The sequence below is a fragment of the Streptomyces sp. 71268 genome (assembly GCF_029392895.1).
In the GTDB taxonomy this organism is placed as follows: Bacteria; Actinomycetota; Actinomycetes; order Streptomycetales; family Streptomycetaceae; genus Streptomyces.
This window is the reverse complement of record NZ_CP114200.1, coordinates 3,895,292-3,919,150: the sequence shown is the minus strand read 5'-3', so window position 1 is coordinate 3,919,150 and position 23,859 is coordinate 3,895,292. Positions and strand designations below refer to the sequence as shown.

General features: G+C 76.0%; 12 protein-coding genes. 1 reads left to right on the top strand and 11 read right to left on the bottom strand.

The window, feature by feature from the left end; translation table 11 throughout:
- Positions 1-89: 89 nt before the first annotated feature.
- Entirely contained in the window at positions 90-1,364 is a 1,275-nt protein-coding gene (locus OYE22_RS14980; RefSeq protein WP_277320872.1) for a hypothetical protein, read from the top strand.
- 308 nt (positions 1,365-1,672) lie between these two features.
- Here OYE22_RS14980 and OYE22_RS14975 read toward each other — a convergent pair whose 3' ends face one another.
- The 11 genes from OYE22_RS14975 to OYE22_RS14925 all read right to left on the bottom strand — a co-directional run bounded on the left by OYE22_RS14975 (position 1,673) and on the right by OYE22_RS14925 (position 23,859).
- On the bottom strand, positions 1,673-2,200 hold the full coding sequence (locus OYE22_RS14975) for a hypothetical protein (protein WP_277320871.1): 528 nt from the start codon (positions 2,198-2,200) through the stop codon (positions 1,673-1,675).
- Between the two features lie 1,515 nt (positions 2,201-3,715).
- Entirely contained in the window at positions 3,716-5,818 is a 2,103-nt protein-coding gene (locus OYE22_RS14970; RefSeq protein ID WP_277320870.1) for a hypothetical protein, read from the bottom strand.
- A complete protein-coding gene (locus OYE22_RS14965; protein ID WP_277320869.1) occupies positions 5,815-8,511 on the bottom strand; it encodes a hypothetical protein in 2,697 nt (898 codons plus the stop codon). The genes OYE22_RS14970 and OYE22_RS14965 overlap by 4 nt, the downstream gene beginning before the upstream one ends.
- Entirely contained in the window at positions 8,508-12,368 is a 3,861-nt protein-coding gene (locus OYE22_RS14960) for a tubulin-like doman-containing protein (RefSeq protein ID WP_277320868.1), read from the bottom strand. The genes OYE22_RS14965 and OYE22_RS14960 overlap by 4 nt, the downstream gene beginning before the upstream one ends.
- Before the next feature lie 190 nt (positions 12,369-12,558).
- Complete coding sequence (locus OYE22_RS14955) at positions 12,559-14,817, bottom strand: vWA domain-containing protein (protein WP_277320867.1); 2,259 nt, start codon at positions 14,815-14,817, stop codon at positions 12,559-12,561.
- 127 nt (positions 14,818-14,944) lie between these two features.
- Entirely contained in the window at positions 14,945-15,496 is a 552-nt protein-coding gene (locus OYE22_RS14950; protein WP_277320866.1) for a Pycsar system effector family protein, read from the bottom strand.
- Positions 15,496-16,620, bottom strand: a complete 1,125-nt coding sequence (locus OYE22_RS14945) for a hypothetical protein (protein ID WP_277320865.1) — start codon at positions 16,618-16,620, stop codon at positions 15,496-15,498. Before OYE22_RS14945 ends, OYE22_RS14950 begins: the two co-directional genes overlap by 1 nt.
- Positions 16,613-19,210: a hypothetical protein gene (locus tag OYE22_RS14940; RefSeq protein WP_277320864.1), complete on the bottom strand. Its 2,598-nt coding sequence runs from the start codon at positions 19,208-19,210 to the stop codon at positions 16,613-16,615. Before OYE22_RS14940 ends, OYE22_RS14945 begins: the two co-directional genes overlap by 8 nt.
- A gap of 5 nt (positions 19,211-19,215) precedes the next feature.
- Entirely contained in the window at positions 19,216-20,073 is an 858-nt protein-coding gene (locus OYE22_RS14935) for a hypothetical protein (protein WP_277320863.1), read from the bottom strand.
- A gap of 126 nt (positions 20,074-20,199) precedes the next feature.
- Positions 20,200-20,910 (bottom strand): Crp/Fnr family transcriptional regulator, encoded by a 711-nt coding sequence (locus OYE22_RS14930; protein WP_277320862.1) that lies wholly within the window; start codon positions 20,908-20,910, stop codon positions 20,200-20,202.
- A 609-nt stretch (positions 20,911-21,519) separates the two neighbouring features.
- Positions 21,520-23,859: a bifunctional serine/threonine-protein kinase/ABC transporter substrate-binding protein gene (locus OYE22_RS14925; RefSeq protein ID WP_277324139.1), complete on the bottom strand. Its 2,340-nt coding sequence runs from the start codon at positions 23,857-23,859 to the stop codon at positions 21,520-21,522.

Here is a 23,859-nt window from a genome sequence, read left to right as displayed (position 1 = left end):
GTCGCGCGGGCCGGCCACAACCGCCGGGCGGGCGGGGCGAAGTGACGATTGCGGGCGCATCGACAGGCTCGGCCTGCCACGCTGGCATCGTGAAGTACGCGGTGAGTGTGGACGCTCAGATACCGAGTGGTGACCCCGAGTTGGATGCCCTGCACCGGGTGGGCGTGGTGGCCCTGCTGGAGCGCGGGTTCGAGTCGGTGGAGGCGATCGACGGGCCGGACGGCGTCGAGGTGGACATCCTCGACACCTTCGTGGGCGTGCATCCCGGCGGGGCGCTGATGAAGGTCTTCGTGGACGCTCCGATGCTGGAGTTGGCCGAGGAGGCGGTGCGTTCGCTGGTGGACGAGTTGTTGGAGCGCTCCGAACTGCTCGCGGGGTGGACCGTCGCGCGCTGCGCCGTCGAACTGCACGCCGATCTCGCGAAGGAGAGCCTGGACGCCGCGCTCGGCCCCGGCGCCCCGCCCGACGACCTCGCGTCGCGCCGCGCGCGGCTGCGCGGACAGGGCGGCGACGGGCCGGCGGCCGAGGCGCCGGGCGATCCCGTGGACTCCGCCGCCATGCGGGACACGTTCCGCGGGCTGGCCGACCAACTGCGGGCGTTCGGCCCCGAGGCGTTCGGCGGCCCCCCGGAGTCGGCCGGGGCGGATGAGACAGTTGGGGCCGGCGGTCCGGACGCGGCCGGTGGCCCGAGCGGGGCGCACGACCGACAGGGGCCGGTCGTCTCGACGGCGGACGCGCGGCTCGCGGCCGGCGCGCTGGTGTACGGGACGGACCTGCTGCTGGACGAGTTGTTCCAGGACGTGTGCGCGCTGGACGAGGACGGCGGCAGCGTCGCCGACTGCGACGAGCCGATGTGGCTCCTCGACGAGCTGCCCCGGCGCTACGCGCTGCGCTACGACGCCCGCTTCGCCCGCCGCTTCCTGGTCACCGCCATCGCCCTGACCACCCGCTTCACCCAGGGCACCTTCGAGCGGCCGAGCTGCGTGGCCGAGGAGTTGGCGCTGCGGTTGCTGCTGCGCGAGGCGGAGATCGCGCTCGACCTCTTCGGCCTGCTGGACGACGGCGTTTCGCTGGCCCTGGAGTGCTTCGCCGACTCGGTGTACGAGGACATGAACCACGAGTGGCTCTACGACGACTCGATGGACGGCATCGACGAGAGCCCGGTCGGCGCCTATCTCGGCGTCGCCCCGATGGGCATCTCGCGCTGGTTCACGCCCTTCGCGCCGGGCCGCTACGTCCACCCGTACGCGGCCGACGACGAGCCCGAGGACGAGCCCGACGACGAGCCCGAGGACCCAACCGACCTCACCGACCCGGACGACCCGGACGGCTCGGACGGTGACGGTCGGCCCGGGCTGGCGTAGCGGCCCACCGCACGCCGGCCACACCGCACGCCGGCCGCGCCGGCCGGCGCGTACGCCGACCCGGCCGGGTACGCCGACCCGACCGCGTACGCCAGCGCGTGCACCCACCCGCGCCCCGGTCAGCCCGTGCCCGGGCGCGGGGCGCGGGGCGGGGCGTGGCTCCTCAGGCCATGTTCGCCAGCAGGATCGTGAACAGCACGATCAGGGCGACGACCGTGAGGCCCATGGCCAACAGGACCCAGAACGTGCCCTGTCCGTCGCCCTTCGGCAGCCTGGACAGCCAGGCCGGGCGGGCCCGCTCGGGGCGTTCAGGCGCGGCGGACTGCTGGGTGGCCGGGGTGGCGGGAGCGGTCGGGGCGGGCTGAGGTGGGGCGTTGCCGGGGATGGCGGGGGGTCGGGCCGGGGCGGCGCAGCAGGTCGCGGACGAGCTCCTGCCACAGGGCGACGGGCAGGTTGGGGGGCAGTTCGCTGACGGGGGCGAGGACGGTGCGCTCGATCCACAGGTTGGAGGCGGGCGGTTGCTGTCGGCAGAACCAGTGGAAGACCTCCAGCAGCGCGTGCCGGTGCTGCTCGTCGTGGGCCACCGGGGCGACGGCCCAGGTGAAGAGGTCGGCCGCCTGGTGGATCCGCTCCTGGGGCGTGCGGTGCTCGCGTTCGTCGGGGTTCGGGTCGTAGTACAGGCTCCGGCGCAGCACCTCGGCGCACAGGTCGTGTCGTAGTTCGGCCGTGCGATCCCGGAGGCGGCCGGTGTCCCGGAGTTCGCCAAGCAGCAACTCCCGGGCGTCGGCGGGCAGTGCGGGCTCCTTCAGCTCGGCGATGAGCGTCGCGTCCGACACCGCTCGCAGCCGCCGCGTCAGCGCGGCGTGCTGGAGGGTGTTCGTACGCCGGTACAGGTGCAGGTCCTCGTGGAGCGAGACGGCCCCGGCGACCCGGCCCTGCTGCCCGGTACCGCCCGGACCGGCTGGCGCGGGGCCGTGCGGGGCGGCCGGGGCGGGGTCGTGTGTGGCGGCCGGTCGGCCCGATGGCGCGCCGTCCGGTCGGGCCGGGGGCGTGGCGGCCGGGTGGTCCTCCGGTACGGCGGCCGGGTGGTCGGTTGGCGCGGTGGTCGGGTCGTTGGCGGGCCGGCCGGGCGCGGGGTCGGGCCGCGGCGCGGCGTACCCCGTGGGCGCGCCGACGGCGGGGTCGGGCGCGGGGGCCTGGGGCGCCGGGGGCCGGGCCGGGCGCTGGAGGGAGACGCGGGGGGGCCGGCGCGGTGGCGTGCTCGGCCCGCGCGGGGGTGGCCCGCGCGGGTGCCGGCGCCGGGTCGGCGGGTCGGGCCGGGTCGCGGCGCGGGTCGGTGGTGGCGGTGGCGGGCGGGCCGAGCCTGCGCAGCACCGTCCGCAGCTCGGCCTCCCGCTGCGGCCAGGGCAGCGCCGCCGCGCCCCGGAGCAGGTCGGCCAGCGGGGCGACCCCCGCGGGCTGGCCCGGGTGGGCCAGCAGGTACTCCAGCAGCCACATCGCCGCCTTGTGCTCGGTCCGCGGGTTCGTCGGCGGCTCCGTCACCACGCGCGCCAGCGGGCCCGAGCCGCCCGTGTCCGGCTTCCAGTCCGGCACGCAGGTCAGCCGGAGCGGGTGGGTGTCGACGGTGTCGTACGTGGCGAACGTCCACTCGCGGTTCAGCCAGTGGCCGAAGATCAGGAACAGCCCCAGGTACACCAGCGGGGCGCTGTCCTGGTCGGCCACCACCGGCAGCGCGTCCGAGCGCAGCGACACGCGGGGCTCCGGGTCGCGCAGCCACTCGGCCGTGACCGTGAGGAGTTCCTTGCGGACCTGGCGCAGCCGGTCCGTCATCGCCGGCAGCCGCTCGCGGGCCACCGCGTCGAGCCTCGCGCAGGCCACCGGTGGCTGCTCGCCGACGGCCTGTTCGGCCTTCTCCCGCCGTCCCCAGCCGCCGTACGCCAGGCCCAGGCACAGCCGGGTCTTGAGGCTGCCGGCGTCGCCGAGCAGGACGTGGCTCACGGTGCTGGGCCGGCCGCCCCGGTCGGTGGTGGGCCAGCGCTGGACGAGCATGACGTCGCCGTCCTGGGACAGCGTGCGCACGACGCTCGACCGGGTGTCCGAAGCGCCCGACACCCAGAGCAACGGGCCCAGTTCGCGGCCGAGTTCCTCGGCCCGTTCGGCGGAGCAGGAGTGCGCGACGGCCTTCATGCCGGTGTCCTGGCGGCCGTGGTTGCCCTCCCAGCGGAAGACCATCTGGTGCACGTGGTCCGGGCCCGCGCCCGCGCCAGCACTCGTACCCGCGCCCGCGCCCGCGCTCGGGCCCGTGCCGTCGCCCGGCACGCGCTGGGCGGGCCGGCGCTCGTGGAAGTCGTTCACAGCCTGTCCTCTCCGTCGGGCCGCACCGGGCCCCTGCCTCGCGGCGCCGGTCCCGCGTCCCGCGCCCATCCCACGGCGTGCGCGTCGACGCCGCCCGGAACGTCGATCAGCCCGTGCATCGCCAGCAGCGACAGCAGCGGCTCCAGCACCCGGCGCGGGCTCGCGCCCGCCGGGTAGCGCCCGCCGGCCTCCTGGCCGCCGGTGGCCGAGGCGACGTGCAGCGTGCACCGGCGGATCGCGTCGAAGGGCCGCAACCACGCCTGGCCGGCGTGCTGGCGCAGCAGCCCGTACACGTCCCGGCTCTCCGCGTACGCGAGCGCCGGGTCGAGCGGGGCCCGCGGCACCTCGTCCAGCCAGCGGCCCACGGGGGGCTGGAAGCGCAGCAGGTCGGCCTTGGCCAGCACCACCGCGCCGGCCACCTCCAGGTAGGGGCCGCTCTTGGGCAGCCGGTCGAGCACGGTGCCGAACGCCAGGTCGCCGTCCCGGTTGACCTCAAGGCCCCAGCGTTCCCTGGCGTGGTCCAGGTGGGGCAGCGGCAGCGCGAGCGCGGGGTCCACGACGAAGACGACGGCGTCGACGCCGAGCAGGAAGCGCAACGCGGCGTCCGTGCGCACCAGGTCCTCACCGCCGAGGTCGAAGAACGCGACCGGCCGGGTTTGCCCGCGGGCGTCGGTGATCAGCAGGGACTCCACGAACCGCGCGAAGCCGTCCAGGCCGATGCCCTCGGTGTGGCCGAGCACCTTGCCGTTGCGCAGCGGCTGCACCCGCTCCCGTACGAACCTGGCGTGTTGGGCCGGGTTGACGGACTGCCAGCTCAGACCGTACGGCTCCAGGCCGCCGTCGGTGATCTCGGCGATCATCTGGGTGAGCAGGTGGCTCTTGCCGGTCGAGGACTGGCCGACCATGGCGACCGTGAGCGGCCGGCCGTAGGTGAGGTAGGGGACCGGGATGTAGTGCGCGGGGAAGTCCGGGTCGGCCGCGCACTTCTGGACCGCGCCGCGCATGACGTCCTGCCGCCGCACCGGACTGGAGATGCCGGAGATGTCCAGCTTCTGGTACTGCATCCGGCTGTCGGTGTCGTACAGCGCGGACAGGTCGAGCCGGATGGGCTCCAGGCAGTACGGGCAGAGCACCTCGCCGCCGGCGGGCTCGGGCCCCGGCGGCCGGTCGGGGGGCGGGGACCGCCGTTTGAGGCGCAGCGCGTGGTCGAACGCGGCCCGGTGTGGCTCGTCGCCGTCGGTGGCCGCGGCGAGCGCGACGCGCCCGGCCGCGCCCGGGGCCAGCAGGTCGAGCAGGTCGGTCGGCGAGGGCCGGTCGGCGGCCAGCGGGGCGAACGCGCCGCGCAGCGTCTCGGCGAGCACCCGGTGCTCCCCGAGGTCGGCCGGCGCCCGGTCGCTGGGCCCGGGCCGGCCCGTCACGAGTTGGTAGAGCACCTGGGCCACGCTCCACACCGCGTCCCGCGCGTCCACCAGGCCCTCGCCGCGCCGCTGTTCGGGCGAGCAGTACGGGGCCCGCCCCCAGCGGGTGCGCCGCCGCCCGGCGCGGGCCACCCCCTCCAGGCCCCACAACTGCACCGAGGTGCCGTCCCAGAGCACGGTGCCGGGCGAGACGCCGCGCGGCACCAGGCCCTGCGCGTCGAGCAGGCACAGCGCGAGGACCAGGTCGCGGGCGAAGGTCCGTTGGTCGGTCGCGGACATCACGTGGGTGCGCAGGGCGGCGGTGCCGCGCGGCGCGGCGTAGAGCAGGAACGGCTCGGCCGCGTCCAGCTCGTGGCCGACGACGCGGGGGAAGAGGCCGGCGTAGTCGGTGTCCTCCAGGAGCTGGTGCAGCCGCAGCGCGGTGCCGGCCTCGGTGTCGAGCAGGGCGCGCGCCGCCGGGTTGGCCGCCTCGGACGCGGCGAGCCGGACCTGCACGACCTGCTGTTCCTCGTCGCCGAGCAGCCCGTTGCGCACACGCTGCGGCAGTTGGGGGTCGCGCCGGGACTCGCGGCCGAACCGGATCGGGGCGGTGTGCCGCCGCCCCGCCGGCGTGTTGAAGGCCAGCATGGCGCGATGCGCCCCGGCCTGCTCCACCCGGTGCGGGTGCGAGGTGCTGGTCACCGGCGGTCGCCGTCCCTTCGGTCGTACGGGCGCGCGCCGTCCGCGAACCGGTCGCGGCCGGCCCGGCCGTCGAGGCCGGCGAAGCCGTAACCGGTGGCTCCGTCGGCGCTGTAGGCACCATCGGCGCCGTCGTCGTCGGCGAGCTGCCGGGGTCGTACGGTGTCCACCACGCCCATCCGCAGCGGGGTGAGCCGGATCAGGCCCGCGTAGCGGCCCGTCGCCGTCCACAGCGCGTCGTCGGGTTGCGGGGCGCCGCTGGCCCGCCAGGCGCGCTCGACGTCGCCGCGCACCGCGTCCGGGGCGAACCTGAGCCACACGGCCGCCTGCGGGTCGCGGTTGAGCAAGGTGGCCTGCTCGGGCGAGGAGAGCTGCACCACGGCGTGCCGCTCGGGCTCGGCGCCGACGAGTTCGGCCACCCGGTGCGGGTCGGTGCCGAGCAGGTTGGCCGAGGTCGGGCGGGCCCGGTGGCGGTCGGCGAACGGCGGCGGGGCCAGCACCCCGTTGCGCTGGAGGTGGCGGCGGGCCGTGCCGAGCAGGTCGCGCACCCGCTCGTCGTTGCGCCGCACGGCCAACGCGCCGGCCTGGCCGCGCTCGACGGCACCCCAGTAGGGGCCCATCGCCACCACGGCGGCGTCCACGAGGTCGGCGGTCAGCGTGGCGACCAGGTCGGCCCCGCCCTCGCCGGTCTCGCGCTCCAGCCAGCGCGGCGTCTCCGGCGACCGCCACGGGTCGGCGGGCAGGTCGGCGGCCGACCCCCGGGCCGCGCCGGGCGCGGCCTCCGGCGCCGGGTCGGCCACCGGGCCCCAGGCGTCCGCGCCCTCCCAGTCGTAGTCGCTGGCCCAGTCGGCGTCCGCGCCGTCGACCACGCCGAGGGACTCGGTCTCCAGCGCGGACGGACCGGTGAGCCAGTCGTCACCGGCCGACGGGCCGGCGTCGTCGGCGGCGGGCGTCGCGGCCGGGGTGGGTTCGGCCCGGGCCTCGGCCTCGGCGGCGGCGGCGGTCGCGCGCAGCATGCCGGCCACCGAGCGGGCCGCGTCGGCGCAGTACAGCCGCTCGTCGGCGGCCCAGTGCTCGCGCACCGCGTCGGCCAGCAGAGCGTCGAGCCCCTCCAACGCCTGGCGCAGCTCGGCTATCCCGTACGCGAGCGCCCAGGCGTCGGCCGCCGCGTACCAGAGCCGGCGCGCCGTCTCCACCGCGAGCCCGAGGCCGAGCAGCAGGCCCGCGGCGCCCAGCCACGGCGGCGGGTCGGCCAGCGCTCCGGCGGCCACCCCGAGCGCCGCGCCCGCGCACACCGCGACCCGGGGGCCCACGGCCCAGCGGTCCGGGTGGCCCGAGCCCCACAGGCGGGCGGCGCCGAGCACCACCACCGCGATGAACACCAGCGGCACGAGCGCGGCGAGGGCGATCAGCGGGCCCTGCCACAGACCGCCGAACGCGCCCGCCAGGCCGGCCGCCGCGATGCCGATCGCGGGGGCCGGCACCGGGTCGCCGCTGCCCCGGGTGCGGTGGGCCACCGCCTCGGGGGAGTGCTCCGCCAGGCGCGGCAGCAGCGCCGAGCCCGGCACCGGCTCGACGCGGCCGGCCAGCCCGGTGAAGCGTTGGGCGACCGCGCGCAGCGCGAGCCCCTGCCCGAGCAGCTTGCCGGCGAACTCGCGCAGCCCCTCGCCGATCCGCTCGCCCACGCCGTCGGCCGACGGCACCCGCAGGCCGAGCGCGGCCAGCCGGGTGGTGGCCTCGGCGGCCTGCGGGGCGGTGCCGGTGGAGCTGCCGCTGCGCAGGGCCGTGCCGACCAGGTCCCGGTACTCGTCGAGCGAGCGGTGCGCCTGCGCGATGTCGGCCTCGAACACGTCCCGCCGCGCCGAGCCCAACAGGCCCGGTAGCGCCTGGAGTTCGGCCAGCGCCGCGTCGGCGTCGTCCAGCGCGCCCGCGCACGCCCGGTAGGCGCCGTCCGCGACCCCGCCGGCCTCGCGGTGCTGTCGGGTCCGCCCGGCCCGGCCGGTGGCCAGGCCGCGCAGCGGCTCCGGCAGGTCGGCCGCCGACCAGGAGCTGCCGGCCATGCCGGGGGCCAACTCGGTGTCCTCGCCGGCGAACCGGGTCAGCGCGTCACGCCAGGCACGGTCGCGCACCTCGGGCGGCAGGTCCTGCTCAAGCAGGCGTACGCCGGGCGCCGCGACGGCCTCCGGCAGCGCCCCGGCGTCCGCGAGCACGCGCAGGAAGACGTCGGGCACCGACAACACGTCCACCAGGACCGCCAGCGCCCGCGGGTCGTCCGGCGCCGGCTGCTCCAGGGCTGTGCGGGCCGAACGCAGGTCGCCGGCCCACAGCAGGGCCGTCCCGGACGAGCGCAGCACCGCGGGCCGGATCAGCCGCCGGTCGGCCTGGTACGCGTCCTCGGCCTCGCCGTCGGACTCGCCGTCGTCGTACGAGCCGGGGGCGCTGCCCACCAGCAGGACGATGATCCTGACCTCGCCCACGGCGCGGTAGGTGGTGAGCAGTTCGTACTGGTGCTGGTGGGCGCTGAGCCCGGCCGGCGTGTCCACCACCAGGAACATGGGGTGGTCGGGCTCGGGCAGCCCGGCCAGGCCGAGCTGTCGGCCGACCGTGTCGCGCACGGCCCGCGCGGTGTCCAGCTCCGGTGCCAGGGCGCGCAGGTCCAGGTGGACGACGGCGCCGATCTCCTCCGCCGCGCTCATTCCGCGTCACCGTCCCACGGGTTGTCGCGGGTGCGGTCGCGGGGGCCCTCGTCGGCGCCGGGGCGGGGGTCGGCGGGATCGTCCCACGGCGCCCAGGGCGTCTCGCGGTCACCGGAACGGTCGCCGAGGCGGTCGCCGGAGCGGTCGCCCGCGCGCTCGCCGGTGCGGTCGTCCGCCGCGTGCCGGCGTTCGTCGTCGTACGCGTCGTCGGGGTAGCCACCGGCGCGTCCGGCCCCGGGCGCGGTCCCGTACTCGGAGTCGGGCCCGGCCCCCGGCCCGTGCGGGGCCGCGCGGTCCGCGTCGTCCCGCGCGCCACGGCCGGCTGCCGACCGGCCGTGGCGGGCCCCGCCCGCGCCGCGCCCGTGCCGCTCGCGGTCGCGGTACCGCTCGTCGCGTTCGTCGCGGAACCCGTCGGCGTCGTCGTACCGGTCCCCGCCCCGCCGCTCGGACCGGCCGCCGAACCGGTCGTCGGGGTCGGGGCGTTCGTCCGCCCGGTCGTCCGCTCGGTCGTCCGCCCGGTAGTCCGACCGGTCACCGGCCCGTTCGTCGGAACGCGGGTCGAAGCGGGGGTCGGGGCGCGGGCGGCGCGGGCGCTCGTCGGTGTCCGGGTAGCCGGGCGGCTCGGTGCGTGGCCCGGTGCCCCAGTCGTCGTCGGCCAGCGGGCGGCGCGGATCGGGCGCCTCCTCGCGGTCGCGGCGGGTGTGCGGGGTACCGCCGCGGACATGCTCAAGGAGCGTGCGCAGGGTGGGCTGGATGGCCCGCTGGTCAGTGAACTCGGTGTCCAGGGCGGCCGGCAGGGTCTCGGCCCAGAACTCCCACAGCGGGCGCACCCACCCCTCGACCCGTTCGCCGCCGCGCTCCCGCCGGTCCTCCAGCAGGTCGAGCTGGCGCGGCGCGATCTTCTCCACGAGCTCCACGAACAGCGGGTGCGGCTCGCTGCCGTTGCGGGCCAGGCCCAGCGGCTGGGCGCCCATCAGCTCGCGGCAGTAGTCCTCCACGATGCGCTCGTCGTCCAGGACCGTCCACCGCTCGTACGCGCGCAGCAGCTCGGCCCAGCTCGACACGCCGCCGGGGAAGTCGCCGAGCCGCAGCCGCACGCCCGGCACCTGGTCGCCGGTCTCCGGGAACAGCCGCAGCCGCACCCGCTCGGGCGAACTGGAGTCGCCGTCCACGACGTCCACCTGGCCGTTCCACATGCAGCACAGCAGCCGGTGCAGGATGACGCGCCGGTCATCCTCGCCGCTGACCATCCAACTGTCCCGGTAGCCCAACCGCTGGCGCCACCGCAGCACGTCCTGGGCCTGCTCGGAGTCCTTCGCCCTGGCCCACTGGCGCAGCACCTTGCGGGCCTCGGGCACCTGGGTCAGGCTCATCTCGCTGCGGAAGAGGACCACGGTGATCGAGTCGCTCTCCACGCCCCGGTACTCCACGGAGTTCTTGGCGTCCGACGGCAGCCGCAGCGCCTTGCTCAGGTGCTCCTGCACCTCCTCGACGGCCTGCACCCGCGGGTAGGTGACGAGCACCCGCAGCGGCCCGGTGCCCTCGGGCGTGAAGCCCACCGGCAGCAACCCGGTCAGCTTGCGCCCGAACAGGTCCAGGGCCTCCTTGCTGACCTGCTCGGCCGCGTCCGAGTCACCCGCCGCGGCGGCCAGCAGCGTGCTCATCGACGGCAGCAACGGGCGCTCCTCCAACTGCTCGCCGCTCTCGGCGAACAGCCGCGTGATGCGCCCCTCCAACTGCGCCTTGACGATGGCCACCGCGTTGTCCGGACTGCGCCGGCTCAGCGCCTGCACCCGGCGCCAGGTGTCCCCGTCGACCAGCTTCAGCAACAGCGCGGCCTCGGTGTCCTGCTCGCGCAGCCCCTCGCGCCGCAGCAGCCGGGTGACCAGGTCCTCGTAGAAGTGGTTGAGGGTGCGCTGCGGCGGCAGCAGGTACGAGATGCCGGTGCGGTCCTCGTACAGTTCGAGGCCCTTCTGCGCGGAGACCTTCCGCTCCCGCTCGGAGTGTTTGAGGAAGGCGTCCACCAGGCGGCGCAGGTCGGCCGCCGCCGCCTCGGCCTGCGGCTGCCAGCGTTGCTGCTGCTCGCGCCACGCCTCGTGCCAGACGGTCTGGCTGCGCCACCGGTACCAGGCGTCCTGCTCCTGGAGCACGGCCTGCACGTCGGCGTCGCCCCAGCGGGCCGGGGACATGCCGGCGAGCCGGCCCTTGATACGGGGCGTCTTCGGCGGCTGCTCGGTCTGGCCCGGCGGGCGCTGCGGGGCCACCGAGCGGCTGCCGAGCATGCCGAGGAAGCCGAGCCTGGCGATGGGCTCGTCGCTCTTGGGCAGGCCGCGCAAGACGCGTTCGGCCAGGAACGGGTCGGCGGTCTGGAGCAGCTTGTCGATGGCCGGGCGGGGCGCGAACCGGTCGGCCATCGAGGCGCACTGCCGCTCCGCGACGGCCTGCAGGTCGAACAGCAGCCGCTGCATGTCCGAGATCCGCTCGCCGAGCGCCTGCTCGATGGCCCGGCTGCCGCGCGGCAGCGGATCGGGCTCGGGTACCGCCAACTGCCGCCGCTCCCACAGCTCCTCGAGCTGCGAGTCGGCGAAGAGCTGGCGGATCAGCGGCACGGCGCCCGCGCGCAGCGAGGTGCGCGGCTGCTCCACCAGGTCGGTGACCGCCTCGCGCAGCAGCCGGCCGGCCACCAGGTCGGCGAGCTGGTCGATGGGCGCGGTCATGGAGGCGACGAGGCTGGTGGACACGCCCTGGCGGCCGATGCCGGTGGGGGAGATGGCGCTGCGGTGCACGCCCCGGTTGATGAAGCTGGCGGCGAAGGTCTGGAAGTCGTCGTCGGAGGCGAGGGCCCGCCCCCGCGACGAGCCGTCCCCCAGTTCGGTGCCGACCAGCGACATGACCAGCGACACGATCGAGCGGCGCAGGTCGTCCTGGCGGATGCCGGCGGTCGGGCTGAACAGGAACGCGGTGGGCAGGATGCCGGTCCGCAGCCGGATGGTGGTGGTGCCCGGGTAGCGGATGCCGATGCCCGCGTCGTGGTCCAGGTCGCCGATCTCGGCGCCCTCGGTCGGCGCGTTCTGCGCGTCCACCATGCGGAACAGGTCCACGAGCGCGCGGGCCGCGTTCAGGTCGGCCTCCCGGCCGCCACCGGATGAGGTGGGGAACGAGGAGGGCATCACGACCAGCGGGTAGATCTTCGCGCCGTCGAAGCGGCGGAGCTGGAAGGCGTGGTTGATCAGGTGCAGGTAGTCCAGGAAGATGCCGGCGCCGGTACCGCCGGCCACCGAGAAGGCCACGAACACGTCGCAGCCGTTGACCTTGCCGCCGCCGAGTTCGCTCAGCTCGCCGGCGGACCTGGCGATCGCGTCGATGGCCTGGAGCAGCGGTTCGAGTACGGGCGCCAGGCTGTGCCGCAGGGTGGCGAAGAGGGCCGCGCGCCCGACGGTCGGCAACTGGCCGGCGCCGTTGTGCAGCGGGGCCACCTTGGGCTCGTCGACGCGCGGCGGCAGCCAGTCGGCGACCTCCTCGCGCAGGCTGGCCCGCAGCATCTTGGTCACCTCGGGCGAACTGTCGAAGTTCGGCAGCAGGTTGTGGGTGGCCCGCGAGGTGTGCGCGTACGCGGCCCGCATCGAGGCGTCCACGTTGAACTGCGGCAGCCGCTGGAGGTCGGACTCGCTGTAGTCCGCGTACACGAACTGGAGGCAGTCCGGGAGCTGGTACGGGGCGTGGCCGGCCAGCCGGCTGGTGAGCGCGACGCCGTCCGGGCCGCACAGCTCGGCCCGGAGCTTGCGCTCCAGTTCGGCACCGACGAGACCACCGGTGCCGCCCAGGCCGACGAAGAGCATCGGCTGGAAGATTTTCATGGGTTTCCTCCCCGCTCGCCGCCGGTTGGGCGGCCGGTTGTCCTCGGTGCGTTCGCGCTGCGCTGGCGGTGCGTGGACGGCTCTTGTGGTTCCGCTGCTCGTGGGACGGTGCTCGTGCTGGTGCTCGTGGGCTGGTGGCTGGTGGCTGGTGGGCGGGGCGGGCCGGGCGTGGGGCCGGCCCGCCCGGGCGTCACCGGTAGGCGTCGTAGGTGCTCGCGCCGCCGTCGCCGGCGGTGGGGGCCGGCGGCGGCGCGGTGCGGGAGCGGGCGGTGCGCGGGCGGCGGCCCCGTGGGGTGCGGGTCTCCTCGCCGAGGGACAGGCTCAGCTCGTCGGTGAGCGGGACGGTGCCGGTCGCGGTCAGCCGCTGCCGCTGGCCGCCCCGCTGGCGGACCACCGCGCCGCCCTCGGGGCTGCGCTGGACGGCGTACGGGCCGTGGTTGCTGCGCTGGATGCGCGGGTTGCGGTGCGGCTCGACGATGGCGAACTCGTACCACTGGTTGCGGCCGGGGCCCGCCGTGTGGTCGTGCAGCACGTCGCCCTCGGCGGAGACCAGCCGCAGCACCAGGCCGCGCGGGTCGCGGCGCCCCCGGCGCTGCCGCGTCCACACGGCGGCCCCGAGCGCGAGGGCGGCCAGCACGGCGCCGCCGGTGACGAAGACCCACCAGTACCGGTCCCAGAAGCCCGGCTCGGGCGTGACCCGTACCGACACCGAGGTGCGCGCCAGCACCCGGTTGTCGGCGGTGGCGTCGGCGACCGTGACCGTGCCGGCGAGCCGGAGCCCGTCGTCGCCGAGCCGGTTGCCGAGGATGTCGTCCGGCGCGACCTTGAACCTCACCTTGTGGCTGGCGGAGTCACCGGGCCCCACCGTGATCTCCGCCGGGCTGATCGACAACAGCCCGGGCCGCACGTCCGTGACGGACAGCCGCAGCGTGTGTGGCGTCTTGCTGTTGTTGTGGACCGAGAGGGTGCCGTCGACCGTGGAGCCGGGGTGCGCGGTGGCGGTGGGCGCGGTGAGCGCGGCCGTGACGTCCGGGGTGCCGAGCGCGACGTTGCCGGTCGCGCTGCGGGTGTCGGCGCTCAGCCCGGAGGCCGTGAGCGTCCCGCTCACCTTCACCGCCCCGTCCGCGCCCCGTGGAATGCGTACGGTGCCGGCGAACGAGCCGTCGCTCGCCCGCTCGTCGGGGCCCTCGCCGTCGTCCGCGAGGGTCACCGGCTGGGGGTCGAAGCCCGCGCCGGTGAGTTCGCTGCGCACCCGCAGCCCCGCGTAGTCGTCCGGGTCCTTGATCTCGTAGCCCTCGCGGGTCTGCAACCGCATGGTGACGGTCGCCTTCTCGCCGGGCAGCGGGGACGGCGGGTCCAGGATGATCGCGCCGCGCAGCTCGCCCTGCCACAGCACGCTGACGCCCACCGGCAGCGAGCGGTGCCCCTCGGGCGCCTCGGCCACGATCTTCCAGGTGCCCGGCATCGGGTCGGTGATCTTCAGCGCCTCGACGGTGTGTCCCGCGCCCGCCAGCTCGAACCGCGAGTCGCGGTCGGTGCCGCTGGTCGGGACCTTGTGCCCGCTCGGGTCGCGGTAGCTGATGGTCACCTCGGGGTCGCCCTTGTCGACCACGATGCTGCCCACGGTCGCCAGCGGCGAGATCTCCACCTCGAGGGTGGCCGGCGGGCGTTCGCTGGTGCCCTGCTCGTAGCGGAGGCAGTGGGCGGCGGCGAAGATCCTCTCCAGCGTCGGGCCGACGTCCTCGGCGCCGGAGACCTTGCTCGCGGTGGGCCTAGCGGACGGTAGCTCCACGCAGCCCTTCTGGTAGCCGCCGGCGGCGATCCGGTCGAGTTGCGCCTTGTCCGGGTCGGAGCCGAAGCCCAGCGGCCAGATCTGTACGTTCCGCGCCGCGGCGTTCTTCAGCTCGCGGGTCAACTGCCGCTCGCCCTCGGCCGCCCGGTGCGCCGGGTCGCCGTACTGCGGGCTGCCGGAGACGTCCATCTTGCCGTCGGTGAGCAGGAACAGCACCCGGGGTTCGGTCGGGTCGGTGCCACGGGTCAGGTCGTGTACGCCCTGCCGGATGGCGCTCGGGAAGTCCGTGCCGGTGCCCTCGCTCTTCTTGCGGCCGCGCAGCTTGCTCACGCACGCGCCGATCGAGTCGCGGCCCGCCGCGTCCAGCGTGGTCCGCGGGCACACCGGGTCGACGGCCCGCTGGTCGGCGGACTCGGCGGCGGCGAAGCCGAAGACGGTGACGTGCGAGGACGGGGAGACGTCGCCGAGCGCGATGCGCGAGGCGGCGGCCTTCTCGGCGGCCATGTCCTCGGGCGCCAGGCTCGCCGACTCGTCCACGGCCACCGCGTAGTTGACCGCCTTGAAGGCCGGTTCGGGTGCCTCGGGCGGTGTCGGCCGCGCGCTGGCGGGTGTGAGCAGGGACGCCAGCACGGCCGTGCCGCCCAGCGCGGCTACCACGACGCGCCGCGCCCAACCCCCTGGTGTCTGCCGTTTTCCCCTGAGTGTTCCCACGGCCGTCCCCTCGTGTCATGTCTACTTCATGTGTGGCGCCGGCGCGTGCCGTCGCCCCTCGCGCGGTCGCGACTCAGCGCGCGGTCAGGCTCCAGGCCAACGCCAGCGCCGCGGACGGCGCCAGCGTGCTCACTCCCCAGCGGATGGCCCGGTACTTGGCGGACAGGATCGAGCTGACGTCCACGGCCTGCACGAGCAGCCACCGGACCGGGTCCCGGCCGGCCTCGCTGAGCTGCGTCGAGAGCCGTCCGAGATCGTGCGGGGGCAGCAGGTCGCGGAAGTACGTCACCCCCTCGCGCGGGCGGAGCGTGCCGGTGCGCGGCAGCAGCGCCCGCACCAGCGCGACCACCGCGACCACCCACAGCACCCCCGCGACGACCAGCGCGACGTCGCCCAGGCCGCTCCAGTCGGGCGTGCCGTGCCAGCCGATCAGGAACGCCGGCATCGCCAGCGCCCCGGACAGCAGCACGCCCGCCTTGGAGTCGGCCCGGCCGAGGTCCTCGCGGACCGTGTTCAACAGGCGCTCGGCGATGCGTTCCCCCGCCCGGTCGAGCCCGCGCTGACCCCCGTCCGGCGCGGGCACGACCGGGTCGGGGGAGGTTCGCGCGCCGCCGTCCGCCGTCATCACTCCTCCTCCGCCCACGCCCACCCGTCGTCCCGACGGCGCCGCCGCGGCGGCGGCTCCGGATCGGCGTCGGCCCGGGTCCCGTGCGCGTCGTACGGCTCGTACGGGTCGTACGGGTCATGCGGCTCGTACGGGTCGTCGGCCGGGCGGCGGCGCGGCGGCTCGGCGGGGCGCGGTGGCTGGGCCGGCTCGTCCAGCACCCAGTCGGGGGTGAACGGCGGCTCGGCGGGCAGTTCCGGCGGGGTGCGGTGGGCCGGGCGGGTGCCGATGGGGCCCTGGACCTGCTGCCGGCCCTGGTTGAGCAGGTTCAGCGCCTGCGTCTCGATGTCGGTGGACTGGATCTGGCCGCTCTCGACCATCGCGAAGAGCCGTTCCACCCGCTCCTTCTCGTCCTGCCTGCCCTCCTGCCGGATCTTCTCCAGGAACGCCTTGGCCTCCTCCGGCTCGGCCGCCAGCATGTAGCTGAGCTGGTCCAGCTCGCCGCCCCGCAACATGTCCCGGAACTGGGCCTGGTGCACCCGGGTCAGCTCGGCCGACGCGTGCGCGTCCCGGATGCCGTCGCTGTGCTGGATGGTCCGGTCGTCGACGCGCAGCCGCACGTACAGCCGCACCCGCAGCCCCAGTTCGTCCCCCAGGTCGTCCCAGCGCCCGCTGGCGCACTGCTGGGTGATGGCCCGGTCGGCCTTCTCGGCCTGGCTCACCCGGTACGCGGACGACACCTCGCGCAGCCGCTCCAGGGCGGGCGCCCGCAGCCGCTGGGCCACGTCGGTGACCACCTTGGTCGCGGCCAGGTGCGGGTCGGTGACCGTCCAGTGGATGTCCACCTCGGCCTTGAAGAACGTCGTGCCGCCCATCGCCGGCAGCTCCATGGTCAGCGTGGTCACGTACGTGCCCAGGGCGATCTCGCACACCGCCGTCGGCCGGGCCAGGGCCCGCTTGTCGACGTGCTGGGCGCCGGCGACGGTGACGATGCTGTAGCCGCCGTTGCGGTAGAAGAGCACCGAAGCGGTGCGGGGACTGGTGTGGCGGAAGGGGCCGTTGGGCGTGTAGTCCCGTAGCAGCGGTCCCGCCAGTGCCTGCCCGGCGCCGCCCCCGTACGCCGCCATGCTCGCGTCCTCAACCATGGCTCTCCTCCACCTCGTGCCGCTCCGGCCGGCGTGCCCGGTCCGCGCCGTCGCGCGGCGTCGCCAGCCACCACAACCGGCGGGCCAGGGCGTCGGGGAGCGGGTCGTCGGGATCGTTCATCATGCGGCGCAACAGCCAGTCCAGGCGGTGTCGGTCCGCTTCCGTACCCAGCAGCGCGGGCAGCAGAGCGGCCAGGCCGGCTTCCGTGCCCTCCGCGCTGCCCTTACTGTCCTTGCGCACCGCGGACCGCAGCAAGGTCTCCAACGCGTCCGTCGCGACTTCTTTGGAGCGCGGCGTGTTCAGTGCCGTCCACATCAAGTCCGCGATCGGGGCGACGAGTTCGGGCCGGGTCGCGGCCAGGGCCAGCATCAGCGGCCAGCGGCCGCGCTCGCCCAGCTCGGAGTTCGGGTCGTCCGCCAGCACGTCGGCCACCTCGTGCCCGGCCAGCCGCACCGTGGTCACCAGGCCCAGGTCCTGGTACGCCGGGTTCCGGTGTCGGGTCCAGTCCGACATCCGGCGCAGCACGGCGGCGCTCTCGGGCCGGGTCAGCAGCCGTACGACGTTGAACGAGGCAACGGCCATCTGCTCGCCCTCGCCCCGCACCCCGATCCGGGCCAGCGCGTCCAGCGTGTCGCCGACGCTGGCCGCGGCGTTGCCATAGCCGAGCGCCATGGCCGCCGTCCAGCGCAGCTCCCGGGTGCCGTTCCTGGCCCAGTCGCCCACGAGTCCGCGCACCACCGCGCGGTGCGAGGCGTGTCCCGCCGCCTGGTCGAGCAGGGTGGCGGCGAAGACGCGGCGGCGGGCCGTGGTCGCCTCGGCCAGCGGCCGGACCAGCTCCGCGTGGCCGTGGTCGAAGTCCCGTACGCACAGCTCCCCCGCGGCCACCGCCGCCCGCACCCACACCTGGGCCCGGGGGTCGTCGGCGAGCAGCCGCAGCCAGCGCACGACCGGTGCCCGCACCGGGAAGTGCCGGTCCCACACCTCGCTGAGCACCGCGGCGGGCAGCGCCGTGCCCCGGTACCAGATGAGCCGCGCGGCGAACTCCGTACCGGCCATCTCCACGTGCCCGTCGGTGAGTTCGGCTCGCGACAGGGCGAGTTCGGACTCCGGGTCGTCGCAGAACAGCGGCCTGGCCGGGGTGGCGTCCGGGTCGCTCTGGACGGACAGCTCCCAGGTCAGCAGGTGCGCCGCGGCCGCCACCGCGCTCCGCGTCGCCCCGCCGAGCACGGCCAGCGCGATCCGCGAGGCCACCGGGTGGAACAGGGCCGCCGCCTCCGGCCGGGTCGGCTGCTCGCCCACGCCGGCCGCCCGGGCGGTGAGCGCCCGGTCCACGCCGGCGAACCACTCCTGCGCCTGCCGCGCGGCCAGGCTCCGGCAGCCGGCCAACAGCTCCTCGTACGACAACTCCTCCAGCAGGTGCCCGGCCAGCAGCGACGCCAGCAACTCGGCCTCGGCCGGCCGCAGGTCCGCAAGGCCCACCGCCTCGGTGACCTCGTCGCGCGCGGCCAACGCCTCCGCCCGGCGCAGGAGTTCGGCGACCCGCCGCCCGGCGTCCCCCGCCTCCTCGTCCGGCACGGCCGCGACGTGGTCCTCGACGCGCTCCCGCAGCCGGGTGGTCAGCAGCTCCTGGGTGTCCGCCGGTGGGCACAGCATCCCGTACCGCCCGGCAAGCAGCGGGTTGGCCGCCGACCCGACGGTGACCACGAGCACCGCGTACGCGTCGCACGCGGCCAGCGTCGCGGCCAGTTGGTCCAGGTCCATCGCCTCCGGCGGCACCGCGCCGGGTCGGCTCAGCTCCAGCTTCAGCAGGTAGCCGGTGCCCCGCGCCGCCTGCTCGGCGCCCTCGCCGGTCAGCGAGTCCGCGAGCCGCCGCACCCCGCCCTCCGGGTCGACGCGCCGCACCCGCGCCGTGCCCTCCCCGTCCGCCCCCGCCGCGTCCCTGGCCTGCGCGGTGACCTCGTCGAGCAGCGAGAGCGCGGTGCTGGTACGGCCGGTGCCCGGTGCCGCGCCGAGCACCAGCAGCCGGCGCGCGGTGAGCGCCGTGCGCAGCCGCACGTACCCCTCGGGCTCCACGTGCACCCGCCGCAACCGGCGCAACTCCTCCTCGGGCACCGGCCCGCCGCGCACCCCGGTGAGCGGCTGCCGGGCGTCCATCCGCAGATGGATATCGCCGATGTGGGCACTGCCGATGAACGAACGGTCGAAACTGTTCCAGTCCCGCCCGGTCTCGAACAGTTGTTGGCTGATCTGCCGGGCCCGCGAGGCGGCGGCCAGGTCGGTGGGCCCGTCCTCGCTCTCCTCGCCGGCCAGCGGGTCCCGGGTGTGCTCCTTGAACCGCCCCGCCGCGCGCTCGCGCTCCTGCTCCCGCTCGGCGGCCTCGTCGTCGCCCGAGCCCGAGTCGCCGCCCTCAGCGCCGGGCCGCTGACCGTCCCCGTCCTTCTCCCCCTGGCCGCGCTCGCCGCCCCGCTCCCGGCCGCGTTCCTTGTCCCGGCCGCGCTCGCCGCCCCGCTCGCGCTGGTCGGCGCGCGGCGCGGGGGCGTCGTCCCGCGCGGGCTCGGCCGCGCCGCCCGCCTGCTGCTCATCGGCCATGCCCCTCAGCCCCTTCGCGGTCCGGTGTCGCCGACGGTGCGCCCGATGTGTACGCCCTGGTGGTAGTGGTTGCCCCAGTTGTTGGAGAGGTCGCCGTGAACGGTGTACCGAACGTCGCCGGGACCGGTCCCGTACGCTCCCTCGCCGTCGTCTCCGTCCCCGTCCCCGGTCTGCCGGTCGTCGTACGCGCGCTCGTGGCCGGTGGCGTCGGCGGGGCTCCCGGTGGCGTCGTCTCCGGTCGCCGGCGGGGTGTCGGCCGTCGCCGGGATGCGGGGCGCGGGCCGGCCGGGGAGCCGGAACCAGGCGGTGACCTCGCCCTCCTTGAGCCGCAGCCGGGTCGCCGAGTAGTGCGCGGCGTCGATGTACTTGCCGCCGCCGCGCACCACGTCCTCGTAGAGCGCGTCGGAGACGACCAGCACCAGGTCGGCCCGCTCGGCGTCCAGCAGCGCGCGGGCCACCGGCGAGTCGGCCAGCCGGCACGCGAGGTCCACCGCGCGCCCGCTGATGCCCCGCTCGTCGTGGCGGACCGGGCCGACGTGCAGGCCGACGCGCAGGCCCAGCGGCCGGCTCAGCCCGCGGTTCTCGTGCCGCAGGTGCTCGTGCACCTCGACCAGCCACAGCCCGAGCAGCCGCGTCACCGGCACCCGGCTGGCCACCGACGCCAGCACCCCGTCGCCGCGATCCTCCAGGTGGACGGCGTCCCGGGCCACCCTGGCCTGCCCGAACGCGGCCTCAAGCACCCGGTAGAGCTGGGCCCGCATGGACGGCTTGTCCGCGTCCTCGTACTCCCCGGACCGCCGCGCGTCGACGCTGATCACCAGCTCGTAGCGCGCCTCGGCGGCGTCCCTCGCGTCGTCGTCCACGCCGTGCCCCCCGTCTTCTCGTCTGCCGGCTCCCTCAGCTTCGGGCCGAGGGCCGGAGGCCGTCTGTAGCCGTTTACACAAGCCCGCCCACGCCGTCGCCCGCCCGCCACGGACCCGCCCCGCGCCTCACTCCTGGTGTCCGTCCGCGAGCAGCGCGAGCAGCGCGGGGTCGAGGATCTCCACCATCCGGTTGCCGGTGCGTACGACGTCCTGGTCGCGCAGCAGCCGCAGCGCCTTGGCCACCGCCTCCCGGGTGGCGCCGACGGTGGCGGCCAACTCGTCCTGCGCCAACCGCACCACGGCCCGCGTGGGGCGCGCGCCCGGGAGCGCGGGGGCGTACGGGCCGGTGGGGTTGGCCCGCGACAGTTCGGTGAGCCGTGCGGCCAGGCGTTCCAACACGGTGAGCGAGGCGAGCGCGGACCGCTCCTGGTCGGAACTGCGCAGCCGGGAGGTGAGTTGGCGTATCACCAGGCCGCTCACCCGCGGGTGCAGGGCGAGGAAGCGCCGGAACGCGTCCCCGGAGATGACCTGGACCTCCACCGGCCCGAGGGCGCGCACCGTCGCGCTGCGCGGATGACTGTCCAACGCTGCCATCTCGCCGAGGAGTTCACCCGGCCCGCGCAGCCCCAGTATCAACCGGGTGCCACCGCGTTCCGTGGCCACGGATACGGTCACCCATCCGCGCAAGACGATCATTACGTGACTGGTTCGGTCCCCCTCTGCCAGAAGGTGGGCGTCAGCCGCATATTTCCGTTGGCCTCCGAGGGCCATCACGCTCTCGTGTTCCTGAGCGGTCAGAGCGCGTGCGAACCCCACCTCATCGCCGAGCAGCCCCATGGCCACTCCCCCCACGGCAATCCGTATGGCCTGATTCCACTGGCCTAGATGCTCGCAGAGTGAAGCTTGGTTGGGAGGGGAATCCGCCACATTGCTCACCCGCCGAACGCACGGCAAACCCCCAGGTAGAGCGGCTGCCGCCGGCCGATCCGGAACCGTGCTCCCCCTCTCACGCCCCCTGTGCGCCCTCTACGCGCCCCCGCACTCCCCCCGCGATCACATCCAGGGTTCACCCACTCTCCCCAGGTCAGACCCCATGCGGCGGGCATACCGCTCACACGCCGCAAGAATTCGGACAGTCGCGGTGTGCTTGGCGAAAACTCGGGTTCCCGCTGGCGACGTGCTGGTTCAGGCTGCACGACGGAGCGGTGGCATTTCCGCCCGCCCTCCACCCCTGGCCGCACCCCCACCGCCCCACCCACCGCGCGGCCGGTATTCGCCCCCACCCCTTTCGCGGGCCCGCGTCCCGGAGGGGCCGGCTCCGCCGCGAACGGGCGGGAGGGTGCGGCGAGTTGATCGGTATGTGGTCGCGGGTGGGCTGGGGTGGTCGGGTTCGGGCGGACAGGGCGAGTGGCGCTCAGCCGTGCGCGCGGGCGCGGGACCCGCCCGTCACCCCCCGCCCCCCACCACGCTCCGGTAGTCGCCGAGGAAGCGGAAGCCGTCCGGGTCCGCGCGGTAGAGGTAGAGGCCCTGGTGCGACGGTGTGCGGTCGCTCTGGAAGCGGATCTCCTTGGTGACGCCGCGGTGGACGGTGGCGGGTAGTCGTACGGTGAGCGCCCGGCGCAGGTCGCCGTCCGGGGGCAGGGCGCGCAGGGCGCGGGCCAGGTAGCCGACGGCGTCGTACGCCTCGGCGGCGTAGCGCGGGGGCGGGGTGTCGTAGCGGGACCGGTAGCTGGCGGCGAAGGCTTTGGTGCGCGGGGCCGTGGTCGCGTCGACGAAGGTGGCGCTGATGATCCAGCCCTGGGCGGCGGGTCCCGCCGCGCGTCGGAACTCCGGGTCGAGCACGGGTTGGAGGGCCAGCCGGGGGCCGTGGAAGCCGGCCGCGCGCAGGGCGCGCGCCAGCGGTACCGCGCCGTCCAGTTCGCCGCAGTGCACCACCGCGTCCGCGCCCGCCGCCAGCAGCTCGGCCGCCGCCGCGCGCATGTCGCGCGCTCCCCGGCGCGCGGTGGCGGTGCGGACGACCATGTCGGTGCCGCGCAGCGCCTGCCGCATGGCGCGCACGGCCGTCCAGCCGAAGTCGCCGGCGGACCGGTCGTCGACGAGCCCGACGGTGCGGGGGCGGGCCTCGCGCGCCAGGTAGGCCAGCAGCGGCACGGTCAGGTAGCCGTCGTCGGGCCGGGTCGCCAGGTGGGCGCGGCCGTCGACGGGGCGGGTCTCCGGAGCGCCCACGGAGACGCTCACCAACGGGAGTTCAGCCCGTTCGTAGCCGGGCACGGCGGTGTGGGCCGTCGCGTCCGAGGTGGGGCCGATGACGGCGAGTACGGCGGGGTCCGACCCGATCCGTCGGGCCAGCGCCGCCGCCCGGTCGGGGTCGCCGCCGTCGTCGAAGACCCGCAGGGCGAGCGTGAACGCCCGTTCCGGGCACGCGTTGTGCGCCTCCACGGCGAGCCGCGCCCCGCGTTCCTGGGCGTGCCCCGCGGCGGCCGTCGGCCCCGTCAGGTCGGCGTGTACGGCGAGCGTACGGCGTGGCACGGGCGCCGCCCCGGCCCCGGTCGCGCGGCCCGCGCGGCGGCCGAGCGCGGCCCAGGCGCCGATGCCGCCGCCGGCGGCGAGCACCGCGCCCGCCGCCGAGCCGACCAGCAGCCGCCGCCGGGCCGGCCCCGCACGCCCCGTGCCGTCCCGGCCTGTTCCGCCACGGCCTGTTCCGTCCTGGCCTGTTCCGTCCCGTCCCGTTCGGCCACGGCCCGCTCCGTCAGGCTCTGGACCACCGGGCCCCGCGCCGGCCCCCGGGCCACCGCGCGCCGAGCCCGTACGCGCACCCGTACCCGAGCCCGTACGCGTGCCCGTACCCGAGCCCGTACGCCCGTCCGGGCCCGTACCCGCGTCCGTGGGCGGGGCGTCGGGCAGGGCCAGGGCGGCGACGGAGCGTTCGGCGATCAGGCGGCTGATTGGCTCGGGCAGCCAGGGCGCGCCGTCCGCCGGGGCGTCGGCGGCCAGGCGCGCGCGGACCTCGGCGGCCGTGGGGCGGGCCCGCGGGTCCTTGTCCAGGCAGGCCGACAGCAACGGCAGCAGACCCACGGGCACCGCGCGCAGGTCGGCGGGCACGTGCACGGTGCGGTAGAGCATGGACGCCGGGGCGCCCGCGCCGAACGGGCGCCGCCCGCTGGCCGCGTAGGCCAGGACGCAGCCGAGCGAGAAGACGTCGCTGGCCGGCCCCACCTCGGGCCCCCGGGCGCTGGCCTGCTCGGGGGAGAGGAAACCGGGGGAGCCGACGACCATGCCGCGGCCGGTCAGGGCCGTCTCGTCGGCGGTGCGGGCGATGCCGAAGTCGATGAGGCGCGGCCCGTCGAACGCCAGCAGGATGTTGCCCGGCTTCACGTCCCGGTGCACCAGGCCCGCCGCGTGCACCGCCTCAAGCGCGCGGGCCAGCATGGCGCCCAGGGCCCGCAGCGCCGGTTCGGGCAGCGGCCCGTACGCGGCCACGGCCTCACCGAGGTTGGGGCCCGGTACGTACGCGGTGGCCAGCCACGGGGCCGGGCCCTCGGGGTCCGCGCCGATGACCGCCGCGGCCCAGGGGCTGCGCACGCGCCGGGCGGCGGCCACCTCGCGGCGGAAGCGGACCCGGAAGGTGGGGTCGTCGGCGCGGTCGGCCGCGATGACCTTGATGGCGAGCAGGCTGCCGCCGGGGGAGCGGCCGAGGTAGACCACGCCCATGCCGCCCGCGCCCAGGCGGCCGAGCAGCCGGTGCCCGGCCACCAGTGGCGGATCGGTGGGCCACAGCGGCTCCAC